17 protein-coding genes are annotated in these 13,934 nt (G+C 60.2%); 15 read left to right on the plus strand and 2 right to left on the minus strand.

All coding sequences use genetic code 11. The features are described from left to right. Positions 1-45: 45 nt before the first annotated feature. The 11 genes from AC07W5_RS02555 to madM all read left to right on the plus strand — a co-directional run bounded on the left by AC07W5_RS02555 (position 46) and on the right by madM (position 8,463). Positions 46-675, plus strand: a complete 630-nt coding sequence (locus tag AC07W5_RS02555) for a nucleotidyltransferase domain-containing protein (RefSeq protein ID WP_495013115.1) — start codon at positions 46-48, stop codon at positions 673-675. After that, positions 638-1,072 carry a hypothetical protein gene (locus tag AC07W5_RS02560; RefSeq protein ID WP_494990693.1) on the plus strand — a complete coding sequence of 145 codons (435 nt, stop codon included), beginning with the start codon at positions 638-640 and terminating at the stop codon, positions 1,070-1,072. The genes AC07W5_RS02555 and AC07W5_RS02560 overlap by 38 nt, the downstream gene beginning before the upstream one ends. Before the next feature lie 87 nt (positions 1,073-1,159). Beyond that, complete coding sequence (mdcA, locus tag AC07W5_RS02565) at positions 1,160-2,830, plus strand: malonate decarboxylase subunit alpha (protein ID WP_495022731.1); 1,671 nt, start codon at positions 1,160-1,162, stop codon at positions 2,828-2,830. Then, positions 2,830-3,705 carry a triphosphoribosyl-dephospho-CoA synthase gene (locus AC07W5_RS02570; RefSeq protein WP_495022732.1) on the plus strand — a complete coding sequence of 292 codons (876 nt, stop codon included), beginning with the start codon at positions 2,830-2,832 and terminating at the stop codon, positions 3,703-3,705. The genes mdcA and AC07W5_RS02570 overlap by 1 nt, the downstream gene beginning before the upstream one ends. Then, on the plus strand, positions 3,705-4,004 hold the full coding sequence (locus AC07W5_RS02575) for a malonate decarboxylase subunit delta (RefSeq protein WP_494990690.1): 300 nt from the start codon (positions 3,705-3,707) through the stop codon (positions 4,002-4,004). Before AC07W5_RS02570 ends, AC07W5_RS02575 begins: the two co-directional genes overlap by 1 nt. After that, entirely contained in the window at positions 3,997-4,860 is an 864-nt protein-coding gene (locus AC07W5_RS02580) for a biotin-independent malonate decarboxylase subunit beta (protein WP_494990689.1), read from the plus strand. Before AC07W5_RS02575 ends, AC07W5_RS02580 begins: the two co-directional genes overlap by 8 nt. Further along, positions 4,857-5,660, plus strand: coding sequence for a biotin-independent malonate decarboxylase subunit gamma (gene mdcE / locus AC07W5_RS02585; protein WP_495022733.1), 804 nt, complete (start codon positions 4,857-4,859; stop codon positions 5,658-5,660). The genes AC07W5_RS02580 and mdcE overlap by 4 nt, the downstream gene beginning before the upstream one ends. A gap of 5 nt (positions 5,661-5,665) precedes the next feature. Then, positions 5,666-6,283 carry a malonate decarboxylase holo-ACP synthase gene (locus AC07W5_RS02590; protein ID WP_495013109.1) on the plus strand — a complete coding sequence of 206 codons (618 nt, stop codon included), beginning with the start codon at positions 5,666-5,668 and terminating at the stop codon, positions 6,281-6,283. Further along, a complete protein-coding gene (mdcH, locus tag AC07W5_RS02595) occupies positions 6,280-7,215 on the plus strand; it encodes a malonate decarboxylase subunit epsilon (RefSeq protein WP_495013110.1) in 936 nt (311 codons plus the stop codon). Before AC07W5_RS02590 ends, mdcH begins: the two co-directional genes overlap by 4 nt. A 65-nt stretch (positions 7,216-7,280) precedes the next feature. Then, positions 7,281-7,697, plus strand: a complete 417-nt coding sequence (madL, locus tag AC07W5_RS02600; protein ID WP_494990685.1) for a malonate transporter subunit MadL — start codon at positions 7,281-7,283, stop codon at positions 7,695-7,697. A gap of 1 nt (position 7,698) precedes the next feature. Further along, the gene (madM, locus tag AC07W5_RS02605; RefSeq protein WP_494990684.1) at positions 7,699-8,463 is read left to right on the plus strand and encodes a malonate transporter subunit MadM; all 765 of its coding nucleotides are present in this window, start codon (positions 7,699-7,701) and stop codon (positions 8,461-8,463) included. Positions 8,464-8,612: 149 nt separating this feature from the next. Here madM and AC07W5_RS02610 read toward each other — a convergent pair whose 3' ends face one another. Next, entirely contained in the window at positions 8,613-9,527 is a 915-nt protein-coding gene (locus AC07W5_RS02610) for a LysR family transcriptional regulator (RefSeq protein WP_494990683.1), read from the minus strand. A 154-nt stretch (positions 9,528-9,681) separates the two neighbouring features. On the opposite strand from AC07W5_RS02610, the gene trhA reads away from it, so the two are divergent. Beyond that, positions 9,682-10,299: a PAQR family membrane homeostasis protein TrhA gene (trhA, locus tag AC07W5_RS02615; protein WP_495022734.1), complete on the plus strand. Its 618-nt coding sequence runs from the start codon at positions 9,682-9,684 to the stop codon at positions 10,297-10,299. Between the two features lie 9 nt (positions 10,300-10,308). On the opposite strand, the gene AC07W5_RS02620 is transcribed toward trhA, so the two are convergent. Next, entirely contained in the window at positions 10,309-11,223 is a 915-nt protein-coding gene (locus tag AC07W5_RS02620; protein WP_494990681.1) for a LysR family transcriptional regulator, read from the minus strand. A 108-nt stretch (positions 11,224-11,331) separates the two neighbouring features. Here AC07W5_RS02620 and AC07W5_RS02625 point away from each other — a divergent pair, with 108 nt between their 5' ends. Genes AC07W5_RS02625 through AC07W5_RS02635 form a run of 3 tightly spaced genes read left to right on the plus strand, consistent with a single transcriptional unit; the run spans position 11,332 to position 13,882 of the window. Next, a complete protein-coding gene (locus AC07W5_RS02625; protein ID WP_495013111.1) occupies positions 11,332-12,573 on the plus strand; it encodes a D-amino acid dehydrogenase in 1,242 nt (413 codons plus the stop codon). 27 nt (positions 12,574-12,600) lie between these two features. Further along, a complete protein-coding gene (locus AC07W5_RS02630; protein ID WP_494990679.1) occupies positions 12,601-12,951 on the plus strand; it encodes a RidA family protein in 351 nt (116 codons plus the stop codon). A gap of 28 nt (positions 12,952-12,979) precedes the next feature. Then, positions 12,980-13,882: a transporter substrate-binding domain-containing protein gene (locus AC07W5_RS02635; protein ID WP_494990678.1), complete on the plus strand. Its 903-nt coding sequence runs from the start codon at positions 12,980-12,982 to the stop codon at positions 13,880-13,882. The last annotated feature ends 52 nt before the right edge of the window (positions 13,883-13,934 follow it).

The following is a 13,934-nucleotide window of genomic DNA, read 5'->3' on the forward strand; positions in this document are numbered from 1 at the left end:
AAAAGGGACCTATCGTTCCCTTTTTAGGACTCGTTGGTTGTGGCCGTGCAAAGTCTATCTTTAAGTGACGCATTGTTTACCTCAACACAGCAAAAAGTGTTGGGTTTGCTCTTTGGCAAACCCGACCAAAGCTTTTATGCCAATCAGATCGCTCGTTGGGCGCAGGTCGGTAAGGGTAGCCTGATGCGCGAGTTGGAGAGGTTGCGGTTGGCAGGGGTGCTGAGCATGACGCACCAGGGCAACCAGACCCACTATCAAGCCAATCCTGATTGTCCTATTTATCAGGAACTGCTTGGCATTGCCCGTAAGACTTTCGGTATTGCCGAGCCACTGCGCATGGCGTTGTCGCCGTTTGCAGCTCAACTGACATGGGCATTTGTCTACGGCTCCATCGCCAAAGATCAGGCGCACGCATCCAGTGATATAGATCTGATGTTGATCGGTGTGGGGTTGCACTACAGTGAAGTGATGGAGCGGTTGATGCCAACTGAAGAGCAATTGGGCCGCACCCTTAACCCGACGCTGTACACCCCTGAAGATTGGGCGAGCAAACTGGCGGCTGGTAACAGCTTTGTTCAGCGGGTAGCACAACAGGAAAAGATCAACCTGATGGGTGAGAACCCTTCGGAGTCCAAGGATGGGCAGGAACGAAAACCTGGAGAACCTTCTACGTAGCGGCAGTCTGAAAGCCGAGCCACCCGATCGCAAGGAATGTGCAGGGCTGATGCGTTCAGCCATAGACCGCTTGAAGGATGCACAGGCATCACAACTCTCCTTCGCCAGTCGTTTTGATCTTGCTTATAACGCCGCCCACGCCATCGCTCTGACTGCCTTGCGTTTGTGTGGCTATCGCTCCGATAAACGTTATCTGGTGTTTCAGTGTCTCCTCCATACCGCCAATGTGAATAAAATTCAGGTCCGACTTTTCGCCTTGTGCCATGAGCGGCGTAATCTTGCGGAGTACGAGGGGTATATGGATGAGGACGAGGCTTTACTCGCTCAGTTGCTGGAAAGCACTGCGCAGTTGCTGGTGCATGTGGAACAAACGATGACCATGCATCCATTACCCTGACCGTAACAATCCGTCTCTGTGCTTGATTGATGCGCCACCTCATTCGCTCCTAAGGTAGCTCCACGACAGCGAACCCGTGGAGTGAGCATGACAACAATAATATCCCCCGACTCGCGCTGGACGCGGCGACGCAGCGAGAAGCAGCGTCGCCTCGAACAGGTGCGGGGTCTCGCCGATGGAGTGGTGTTGCCGACCGACAAGATTGTCGCGGCGCTGGAGGCACTGATTCTGCCCGGTGACCGGGTGGTGCTTGAAGGCAACAACCAGAAGCAGGCGGATTTCCTTTCCCGTTCCCTGGCCAAAGCCGATCCTTTGAAGTTGCATGATCTGCACATGATCATGCCCAGCGTCGGTCGCTCCGAGCATCTGGACCTGTTCGAGCGCGGCATCGCCCGCAAGCTGGACTTCTCCTTTGCCGGCACCCAAAGCCTGCGTATCAGCCAGTTGCTGGAAGACGGGCTGCTGGAAATCGGCGCGATTCACACGTACATCGAACTTTACGCCCGACTGGTAGTGGACCTGATTCCCAACGTGGTGCTTTCGGCCGGTTTTATGGCCGACCGCGCGGGCAACATCTACACCGGGCCGAGCACCGAAGATACCCCGGCACTGATCGAACCGGCCGCTTTCAGCGACGGCATTGTGATCGTCCAGGTCAACCAGTTGGTGGATGACGTCAGCGAGTTGCCGCGAGTGGATATTCCCGCCTCGTGGGTCGATTTCGTTGTGGTCGCTGACAAGCCGTTCTACATCGAACCGCTGTTCACCCGTGACCCGCGGCACATCAAACCGGTACACGTGTTGATGGCGATGATGGCGATCCGCGGGATCTACGAGAAACATAACGTTCAGTCTCTCAACCATGGCATTGGCTTCAACACGGCGGCCATCGAGCTGATCCTGCCGACCTACGGCGAGTCCCTCGGCCTCAAAGGCAAGATCTGCCGCAACTGGACCCTCAACCCCCATCCCACATTGATTCCGGCCATTGAAAGTGGCTGGGTCGAGAGCGTGCATTGTTTCGGCACGGAGCTGGGGATGGAAAACTACATCGCCGCCCGGCCGGACGTGTTCTTCACCGGGCGCGACGGTTCATTGCGATCGAACCGGATGTTCAGCCAACTGGCCGGACAATACGCGGTGGACCTGTTTATCGGCGCGACCTTGCAGGTCGATGGTGACGGTCATTCTTCGACCGTTACCCGTGGGCGGCTGGCCGGTTTCGGCGGGGCGCCGAACATGGGCCACGACCCTCGCGGTCGCCGCCACGGCACACCGGCCTGGCTGGACATGCGTCGTGGCGATGCACCGGAAGCCTTGCTTGAACGCGGTAAAAAACTTGTGGTGCAGATGGTCGAGACCTTTCAGGAAGGCGGAAAACCGACCTTCGTCGAGACTCTGGATGCAGTCGAGGTGGCGAAGAAAAGCGGCATGCCGCTGGCGCCGATCATGATTTACGGCGACGACGTCACTCACTTGCTTACCGAGGAAGGCATCGCCTACCTGTACAAGGCCCGTACTCTGGAAGAGCGCCAGGCGATGATCGCCGCGGTAGCCGGGGTGACGGCAATCGGCCTGCGGCATAACCCGAAAGACACTGCCCGCATGCGCCGCGAAGGATTGATCGCGCTGCCGGAAGACCTCGGTATTCGCCGTGCCGACGCTACCCGTCAATTGCTCGCGGCGAAAAGCGTCGCCGATCTGGTGGAGTGGTCGGGTGGCTTGTACAACCCGCCCGCCAAGTTCAGGAGCTGGTAATGCACGCATTCAACCTGCAACCCAAAACCCTATCGCTGGCCGAACGGCTGGCGGACCTGGCGGTAGACGCTTTGATCGATGAGGCCGACCTGTCACCGAAACCGGCGCTGGTGGACTGTCGTGGCAATGGCGCCCACAACGATTTGCACTTGGGGCTGATGCACGCTTCGGCGTTGTCGTTGTGGCCGGCATTCAAGGAAATGGCCGAAGCGGCGCTTGAGTTTGGTGAAGTCGGCCTGCCGCTGCGAGAAGCGCTCGGGCGTATTGGTCGTGAAGGTGAGCAAGCGATGCTCGCCACCACCAACGGTGTGAACACTCATCGTGGGGCGATTTGGGCATTGGGTCTTTTGGTCGCGGCTGTCGCGCTGGAACCCAAATCGAGTGCCGCGAGCGCCGTGACCTTGCGTGCAGCGCGGATGGCCTTGCTCGACGACCGTTATGCCCCGCGTCCACAGAGTCACGGTGCGCAAGTCGCCCAACGCTACGGCGCTCGCGGAGCCCGTGAAGAAGCGCAACTTGGTTTCCCTGCGGTGGTGCAACGGGCTCTGCCGCAACTCAAGCGCAGCCGTGCCGATGGCCACAGTGAGCAGAACGCCCGGCTCGATGCCTTGCTGGCGATCATGACCACGCTGGCTGACACCTGTGTGCTCTATCGCGCTGGCGAAGCAGGTCTGCAAACCATGCAGAACGGCGCGCAAGCGGTGCTCGACGCGGGTGGCAGCGCAAGCCTTGCCGGACGTCGTCGCCTGCACGAGCTGGATCAACAATTATTGGCATTGAACGCCTCGCCCGGTGGGGCTGCGGATTTGCTCGCGGCTTGCCTGTTTATCGATCGTATCGAGTCCGGCGACGGCTTCATCCAGGGAGCATTTTGATGGAAACCTTATCCTTTGAATTCCCCGCCGGGCAGCCAGCCAGGGGCAGGGCGCTGGTGGGCTGTGTCGGTTCCGGTGATCTGGAAGTGCTGCTGGAACCGGGTCAGGCCGGCAAGCTGACGATCCAGGTGCAGACCTCGGTCAACGGCAGTGCGCAACGCTGGCAGCATCTGTTCGAGCGGATGTTCGACGAATCGACGCCACCGGCGCTGTTGATCGATATCCATGATTTTGGCGCCACCCCAGGTGTTGTGCGTTTGCGTCTGGAGCAAGGTTTCGAGGAGATCGGCCATGACTGACAGCGCAACGTTGTTGAACCCATACCTTGAGAGACGTAGCTTTGTCGAACTCGGTGCCCGGCAGCGGGCGAAAGCCTTGCTCGATGTCGGCAGCTTTCGTGAATTGCTCGATCCGTTTCAGCGCCTGATGTCGCCGTGGCTTGCCCGCCAGGGCGTGGTGCCGCAAGCCGATGACGGCGTGGTGATTGCCAAAGGCAGTATGGGCGGTTTGCCGGTGGTGATAGCCGCCATCGAAGGTGTTTTTCAAGGCGGCAGCCTTGGCGAAGTCGGCGGGGCGAAGATTGCCGGTGCGCTGGAACTGGCGGCTGAGGACAACCGCAAAGGCATCCCCACCCGCGCTGTGCTGTTACTGGAAACCGGCGGCGTGCGTCTGCAGGAAGCCAATCTCGGCCTGGCAGCGATTGCCGATATTCACGCGGCGATTGTCGACTTGCGTCAGTACCAGCCGGTCATCGGTGTGGTGGCCGGCAGTGTCGGCTGCTTTGGCGGCATGTCAATTGCTGCCGGGTTGTGCAGCTATTTGCTGGTGACCCAGGAAGCACGGCTTGGTCTCAATGGTCCGCAGGTGATCGAGCAGGAAGCCGGGCTCGAAGAATATGACTCCCGTGACCGGCCATTCATCTGGAGCCTGACCGGCGGCGAACAGCGGTTTGCCAGTGGTTTGGTGGACCGTTATGTGGTCGACGATGTAGTGCAGATTCAGCAGCAGATCAGTGAATTGCTGCAACAGGGTTTGCCGGCGGAACAGCGCAGCCGTCAGGCCGATCTGTTCCTGCAACGCTTGGCCCGTCTGGATGCCGAGCCGCAAATCGATCCGGCGACGGTTCGCGATCTGTATCAAGGAGAGCGCTCATGAGTATGTATTCCCAGAGAGGCTTGCAGTGGTTCCAGGCCTTGAGTGCCGACGCTGAGCCGGTAAGCGGATTACCCGCGTCATTGAAAGTCGCCGACGGTCGGCTGGGCGAGCAACCGGTGCGCTTTCTCGCCGTAGTGGCGGACCCGGATAACCGCTTCGTGCGTGCCCGCAACGGTGAGGTCGGTTTGCTGGAAGGCTGGGGGTTGGCCAAAGCGGTGGATGACATCATCGAGGCTGATCGCAACAAACCGCACAAACGTGCCTTGATCGCCATTGTCGATGTACCGAGCCAGGCGTATGGCCGGCGCGAAGAGGCGCTGGGCATTCATCAGGCATTGGCTGGCGCGGTGGACAGTTATGCCCGGGCACGACTGGCCGGGCATGCGGTGATTGGTCTGTTGGTAGGCAAGGCAATGTCCGGGGCTTTTCTGGCGCATGGTTATCAAGCCAACCGACTCATCGCCCTGCGCGATCCCGGCGTGATGGTGCATGCCATGGGCAAGGCCTCGGCAGCGCGAGTGACTTTGCGTAGCGTCGAAGAGCTCGAAGCCCTGGCCGCCAGCGTACCGCCGATGGCGTATGACATCGATAGCTTCGCCAGTCTTGGCTTGCTGTGGGAGACCCTTGAAGTCAGCCAGATCGAGCAGCCGACGGCGAGTGATCTGGTGCGGGTGAACGGTTGCCTGGTTCAGGCGATTCGCGATGTTCAAGCCTCTGGTCATGATTTGGGCAGCCGCTTGGGTGCCAGCAATCGAGCCGCGTCAAGCAAGGTTCGCCAGCTGTTGCGCGAGCAGTGGTGAGCGAAATGATCGAGATACTTGCCCATGACCTGCTCTGGGGGCTGACTCCAGACTACTTGCCCGCCGATGCTCCGGCCTGGGTGATGGATGCCATGGGTGAAGGTCAGCCAGTGGTGGTGCGGCGTGCGTTGGCCGCCGCCGGCCAGGTCGCCGTCGGTGTGCGCGGGCGTTTGCGTGAGCAGCGTTACGCCACACTGATGGCGGTCGCGGCGATTGAGCGGCGGGTGCGGCCCGAAGAGCTGTGTCATGTGGAGACGGATCGGGATTGGCCGGCGCTGCAGGCGTTGGCTCAAGTGCGTCCACTGTTGGACGCAGGGGGGGTGAGCTGGGGTGTCAGCGGCAGTGCCGGGTTTGAATTGGCCAGTGGTGTTGCAGCGTTGCATCAGCACAGCGATCTCGACCTGATTTTGCGCACCCCGCAGCCGTTGGGTCGTGCTCAGGCGCTGGAATTGTTAAAGCTGTTGGACGCCGCCGTTTGCCCGGTAGACATGCAATTGCAAACCCCCAACGGCGCCGTCGCCTTGCGTGAATGGGCTGGCTCGGCGCGGCGGGTATTGCTCAAAAGCGCCAGCGGTGCGCGGTTGGTGATGGATCCGTGGAATGCACTGGAGCAGGCAGCGTGAGCAGCCTGTTTGTGTTCCCGGGCCAGGGCGCGCAGCAGCCGGGCATGCTCCATCGCTTGCCTCAAGGTGCAGTGGTTCAAGCATGCTTGAAAGAGGCGAATGAGGTACTGGGCGAGGACGTGCTGCAGTTAGACACGGCCCAGGCGCTGACTTCAACCCGTGCGGTTCAGCTTTGCCTGCTGATTGCCGGGGTCGCGGGTTCAAATGTGCTGTTGCAGCAAGCACTGGTGCCGGACTATGTGGCTGGCTTGTCGATTGGCGCCTATCCGGCGGCAGTGGTGGCTGGTGCACTGGCCTTCAGCGATGCGCTGCGGTTGGTCAGCCTGCGCGGCGAGTTGATGCAGCAGGCTTATCCACAGGGCTATGGCATGACCGCGATTATCGGTCTGGATCTGGCGACGGTGGAAGGGTTGTTGGCGCAGGTGCACGGTGTGCAAACACCGGTCTACCTGGCCAACATCAATGCCGATAACCAGGTGGTGATTGCCGGCAGCGACGCGGCGATGAACGCAGTCGCTCAATTGGCTCGTGGTCGCGGCGCCGGATTGGCCAAGCGGCTGGCGGTCAGCGTGCCGTCCCATTGCCCGTTGCTGGAGCAACCGGCGCAGGTCCTGGCGCGAGCCTTTGCCCGGGTGCCGTTGCAGGTTCCGGCGCGGGGCTATCTGAGCGGCAGTCGCGCACGGCCGATTCGTACAGTCGAGCAGCTGCGCGATGACTTGGCCTTTAACATGTGCCGGGTTGTCGACTGGCGGGGCACGGTGCAAAGCGCTTACGAGCGCGGTGTGCGCTTGCAGATTGAACTGCCGCCGGGTGCGGTGCTCACCGGGCTGGCGCGCCGGGTGTTCGAGCAAGGCACGGCCATCGCTTTTGATGGTGCGCGTCTGGACACCTTGCAAGCACTGTTGTGTGAGGAGGGAAGCCGCCAACCATAGATACAGGTCACGCTTTCGAAGGACAAAAACAACAACTTCGACGATGCACTTTGAGGACAACAACAATGATTATTTACGGTGTGGCGCTGTTGGCGATTTGTACGCTGGCAGGGGTGATCCTGGGTGACATGCTCGGTGTGCTGCTGGGGGTGAAATCAAATGTCGGCGGTGTGGGCATCGCCATGATCCTGCTGATCTGCGCGCGCTTGTGGATGCAAAGGCACGGTGGCATGACCAAGGATTGCGAGATGGGCGTCGGCTTCTGGGGCGCCATGTACATTCCGGTGGTGGTGGCCATGGCCGCGCAACAGAACGTGGTCACCGCCCTGCACGGCGGCCCGGTGGCGGTGCTGGCGGCGATCGGTTCGGTGGTGGTTTGCGGTTGCACCATCGCCCTGATCAGCCGGACTCATAAAGGCGAGCCACTGCCGGACGAACCGGTCGATAGCGTGTCGCCTGTCGCTACCGTTGGGGGCCGCTGATATGTGGAATCTCATTGAACAAGGTCTGGAACATAACGGTCTGGTTACAGCGTTCGCTTTCGTCGGCGTGATCATGTGGATCTCCGTGGTGCTGTCCAAGCGATTGACCTTCGGTCGGATTCACGGCTCGGCGATTGCCATCGTCATCGGGCTGGTGCTGGCCTGGGTCGGCGGCACCATTACTGGTGGACAGAAAGGCCTGGCGGACATGGCCCTGTTTTCCGGTATCGGCCTGATGGGCGGTGCCATGCTGCGGGACTTTGCGATTGTCGCGACGGCTTTCGAAGTACAAGCCAGCGAAGCGCGCAAGGCCGGACTGGTCGGGGCGATCGCGCTGTTGTTGGGCACGGTGCTGCCGTTTATCGTCGGCGCGAGTATTGCCTGGGTGTTCGGCTATCGCGATGCGATCAGCATGACCACCATTGGTGCCGGCGCGGTGACATACATCGTCGGCCCGGTTACCGGTGCGGCGATTGGTGCGAGCTCCGATGTGGTGGCGTTGTCCATTGCTACCGGGTTGATCAAGGCGATCATGGTAATGGTTGGCACGCCGTTGGCCGCACGCTGGATGGGGCTCGACAACCCGCGCTCGGCGATGGTCTTCGGTGGTTTGGCCGGAACGGTCAGCGGTGTGACGGCGGGACTGGCGGCGACAGATCGGCGGCTGGTGCCCTATGGTGCGCTGACGGCGACTTTCCACACCGGGTTGGGTTGCCTGCTTGGGCCTTCGCTGCTGTATTTCATTGTGCGGGGGATAGTGGGGTAAGCCCGAACTCTGCATCAGATCGTTTTTCAGATCGTTCCCACGCTCCGCGTGGGAATGCAGCCCGTGACGCTCTGCGTCACAAGAGCGGACGCCGAGCGTCCATTCAGGCATTCCCACGCGAAGCGTGGGAACGATCATTAGGCGGTGTATCAGGCATGTCGATTGGCATACATTCGACACTCTGCCAGCAGCGCTAACAAATTCGGATCACGCTCCTTGGCCTTGAGAAACACTACGCCGATATGCTGTTGCAGGCGATAACGTGCCTGTAACGGGATCAGCTTCACCCGATTCTCATACACCGCCGCAATCCTCCCCGGCAGCAACGCATAACCGACCCCGGAGCTGACCATGCTCAGCAGGGTGAAGATGTCGTTGACCTGCATCGCCACCTTCGGCTCGAAGCCTGCCTGTTTGAACACCCGAATGCCGTCCTGATGGGTGGCGAAGCCTTGGGTCAGGGTGATGAACGTCGCGTCGCGCACATCGTTCAGGTCGACTTCCGCTTGTTGCGCGAACGGTGAGTCGGCTGGTGTGGCGAGGAAAATATCGTCGGAGAACAATGGGATCTGTTCGCAGTCCGGGTCGTTCACACTCTCGTCGAGAGACACCAGAATCGCGTCGACTTCCATGTTTTTCAGCTTGTACAACAGGTCGATGTTCGAGCCAAGAATCAGGTCGATATTCAGTTCGCTGCGGCGGATTTTCAGGCCCATGATCAGTTGCGGCACGGTCTTTACCGTCAGCGAATACAGCGAGCCAAGCTTGAAGCGCTCAGCAGAGAACCCGGCGGCTTCGCGGGTCAGGCGCACGCATTCGACCACGTCCTGGATCAGCTTCTGCGCGCGTTCTTCCAGTACATAAGCGCTTTCCAGCGGCGTCAGGTTGCGTCCTTCATGTTTGAACAACGGGCAACGCAGGGCGCTCTCCAACGAGTGAATCGCCCGGTGCACGCTGACGTTGCTGGTCTGCAACTCAACCGCCGCCCGCGCCAGATTGCCGGTGCGCATGAAGGCCAGGAACACTTCAAGCTTTTTCAGGGTCAACTCTTCATCGATCAGCATGGCGCAGACTCTTATTCGAATGACCTGATTGTGCCCAACTGATCAGCACTTGGCTGAAGCATTTTTCAATGTGCGACGTTTAGAAACATTGCACTTTTAGTCTGCAAGACTAAGCCTTAGGTGATGTTGTGTCGGTAGACGAGGTGAGTGAGGCATGTATCACGGGGAAAAGCTCAACGCATGGACGCATCTGGTGGGGGCGGTCGCGGCGTGTATCGGGGTGGTCTGGTTACTGGTAATTGCCAGCCTGGACGGCAGTCCCTGGAAGATTGTCAGCGTGGCGATTTATGGCTTCACCTTGCTGGTGCTATACAGCGCCTCGACGGTGTATCACAGCGTGAAAGGGCGCAAGAAAGCGATCATGCAAAAGGTTGATCACTTTTCGATCTACCTGCTGATCGCCGGGAGTTATACGCCGTTCTGTCTGGTCACCTTGCGCGGCCCGTGGGGCTGGACGTTGTTCGGGATTGTCTGGGGGTTGGCGATCATCGGCATCCTGCAAGAGATCAAGCCGCGCTCCGAGGCGCGGATACTTTCGATTGTGATCTACGCCGTGATGGGCTGGATCGTGCTGGTGGCGGTCAAGCCACTGCTGGCGGCACTGGGCACTGCCGGTTTCGCCTGGCTGGCATCGGGCGGGGTGTTTTACACCGTGGGTATCATCTTCTTCGCCCTCGACAGCCGTCTGCGGCATGCCCATGGAATCTGGCACTTGTTTGTGATCGCCGGCAGTTTGCTGCACTTTGTGGCGATTCTTTTTTATGTGTTGTGAAGCAAAAGCTCAACCCCGATCCATCAACCGATCCAGCTGCTCCTGAGCGCGGCTGCTGAAAATCTCCAGCAGGTTGCTCAGGGTATGCGCAGGCGCTTCATCGGCGCGGGTCACGGCGTACAGGGTGATCGGCAGCGCCGGCGCCAGCGGGCGGATGGCGGTGGTGGCCGGCGAGGCGCCAAGGGCGGTGAACGGGTCGATCACCGCCAACCCGGCGCCTGATTCGACCATGGCCCTGGCCAATGAATAGGTCTGCACGGCAATGCTGACCCGCGGTGGCGGTTCGACGGCTTTGAGGTAACTGTCGAGTTTTGCCGATAACGGATCGGCGCTGGACAGACCAATCAATGGCGCATCGGCCAACTCCATCAGCGGTAACGGCTTGCCTTTGGCGTCGTCGGGCCAATAGTCCAGTGGCGCCAACACCACCAGCACACCGTGAGCCAGTGCCTGGGCAGTCAGCCCGGGATGGTCCGGTCGCTGGAGGGTGAGGGCGACATCAATCTCTCGCATCAACAGGTTCTGCACCAGTTCGCGGCTGTGGGCACTGGACAGCTCGCAGACGATGTCCGGGTAACGCCGGGTCCACTCGCTGATGGCCGGCGGCAAGAGTGAGAGGGCCAGCGCCGGTGTGGCGCCGATGCGCAGGCTGTGGCCCGGTTCGCGCCGCAGGCTCTGGGCCAGGCGACGCACGCCTTGCAGGCTTTCGGTAACCTTATCGACCTCGCGCTCCAGCTCTAGCGCCTCGGGCGTGGCTTGCAATTTGCCGCGTACTCGCAGGAATAACGGGAAGCCCAATTGCAGCTCGGCATGCTGCAGCACTTTGGTTACCGCAGGCTGCGAGACGTGCAGCAGTTGCGCCGCGCCGCTGACCGAACCGGTCTGGCGGATGGCCTGGAAGATCTCGATATGGCGCAATCGCATGGCAAGTCCATAACCTTTGTTTATGGTTGCCACATCTTTATTCATTGTTCCGCGCCTGTCACCTGGTCCTAACCTCAAGCATGTTTCAATAACAGGCTAAGGACTGACATGACTCAGCGGGTTTGCATCATCGGTGGTGGCGTGATCGGGTTGGCAACCGCCTACGCGCTGGTTCGCGATGGCTTTGATGTCACTGTGGTCGAGGCGCGGGACTCACTGGGCAGCGAAACCAGTTTCGCCAATGGCGGCCAGCTCTCTTATCGCTATGTCGCTCCGCTGGCGGATGCCGGTGTGCCCTTGCAGGCGATCGGCTGGATGTTGCGCGGTGATTCGCCGTTGAAGCTGCGCCCGCGTCTGGACCTGGCGCAGTGGCGCTGGATGGCAGCGTTCCTGGGGGCATGCCGTACTTCAGTGAACCGCAAGAACGCCGGTCACCTGTTGCGTCTGGCGTTGTTGAGCCAGTCGACGCTGCAAACCTGGCGTGACGAAGATCGCCTCGACGGTTTCAACTGGCGGCGCAATGGCAAGCTGGTGACTTTCCGCGAGCCGGGCAGTTTTGCCCATGCCAGGCACAAACTGACCGATACCCTTCACCAGCAAATACTGTCCCAGGCCGACTGCGCACAACTCGAGCCGGTGTTGAGCGGAGCACCCTTTGTCGGCGCGATTTACACCCCGGACGAAGAGGTCGGCGACTGTCACGCCTTCTGCCAGCAACTGGCCGCGAGATTGAAAGCTTCAGGTCGCTGCGAGTTTCTGCTGGGCCGTTCGGTGACGGGCATTCGTCATGCGCACGGCGCGGTGCAGGCCATCGAGCTAGGTCATCAAGTCCTGCCGGTCGAGCAACTGGTGATCGCTGCCGGTCATCGCAGCCCGGCCCTGGCGCTGCCCGGTATGCATGTGCCGCTTTATCCCCTCAAGGGATACAGCCTCACCGTACCGATCGGCCCGCAGCATCGGGCGCCGGACGTCAGCATCACCGATTACGACCGCAAGATTGTTTACGCGCGCATCGGTCAGCAATTGCGGGTGGCGGCGATGGTCGACATCGTCGGTTTCGATCCGGCCCTTGAGCCAAAACGTCTGGCGTTGATGAAACGCCAGGCCTGCGGGACTTTCCCGAATGCCGGGGACTATGACGCTGCCACCGAATGGGCCGGCATGCGTCCGGCCACACCCAGCGGCGTGCCGCTGATCGGCGCCAGTGCCTATCGCAATCTCTGGCTTAATCTGGGGCACGGTGCCCTGGGCTTCACCCTGGCCTGTGGCAGTGCTCGTCTGCTCAGCGAGTTGATAGGCCAGCGCAGTACCTCGATCGATATGCAGGGCCTCACGCCCCATGCCGCCTGACCCCTTATCCATTAGAAGGAAAATCGTATGACCATCAGCCGAATCAACAGCAACAGCCGACTCTGCGGTGCCGTGACCTTCGGGGAGCTGGTATTTCTTTCCGGCCAAGTGCCGGGTGCCAGTACCGAAGTGAGCGGCCAGACCCAAGAGGTGCTGGACAAGATCGACGACTTGCTGGCCGAGGCGGGCAGCGACAAGGATCATCTGCTCAGCGCGACCATTTACCTGAAGGATATTCAGAACGACTTTGCCGCCATGAATGAAATCTGGTCGGCCTGGTTATCGCCCGGTCAGGCACCAACGCGCACAACCCTGCAAGCCGAACTGGCGCGGCCGGAAATATTGGTAGAAATCACTGTCACCGCGGCTCGCCGCTAAATTCCCTTACCCACAACGGAGAATAACAATGCAAAAAATCACGTTGATCGGTTGCACCCTGAGCCTTCTGCTCAGCGCCCAGTTGCAGGCCGGCCAAGCACCGCTCGAGGGTACGCTCAGCAAGATCGCCAATGCCCAAAGCATCACCTTGGGCTATCGCGATGCGTCGGTGCCGTTTTCCTATGTGGGTGACAACACTGGCCAACCCATGGGCTACTCGGTAGACCTGGCGAACAAAATCGTCGAACGGATCCGGCACAAACTCGATCTGCCGCAGCTCAAGGTGAACTACAACCTGGTCACCTCGCAGACCCGCATCCCTCTGGTGCAGAACGGCACCGTGGACCTTGAGTGCGGCTCCACCGGCGTCACTGCCGAACGGCAGAAGCAGGTAGCCTTTTCCTACGGGTTTATCTATGTGAAGGGCCAACTGCTGACCGCCAAGGATAGCGGGATCAAGAGTTTCACCGACTTGCGCGGCAAGAACGTGGTGACCACCGCCGGCACCACCAACGAACGCTTCCTGAAAAGCTACAACGCCGAGCACAAGATCGACATGTTCGTGATCAGCGCCAAGGATCACGGCGAAGCCTTCCAGATGTTGCAAACGGGTCGGGCTGCGGCGTTTTACATGGATGACGCGCTGCTGTATGGCGAACGCGCCAAAGCCCGCGATCCGCATAAATGGGTTGTGGTGGGGGAAGAGCAGTCGCGGGAAATCTACAGCTGCATGGTGCGCAAGGATGACCCGCAGTTCCTTGAACTGGTGAACGGCACGCTGGCTGACCTGTACCGTTCGGGTGAGATCAACGGCATCTATCAGCGCTGGTTCGAACAGCCGATCCCGCCCAAGGGCCTGAACCTGGAATTCCCGATGACCAGCGAGCTGAAGGCAATCATCGCCAAACCGGTGAGTGATCCGGTGCAATAACCCCAGCGCAGATCATTCCCACGCTCAGCGTGGGAACGATCAAATAGTGCCG

This window comes from Pseudomonas sp. GW821-FHT01E05, assembly GCF_059422425.1.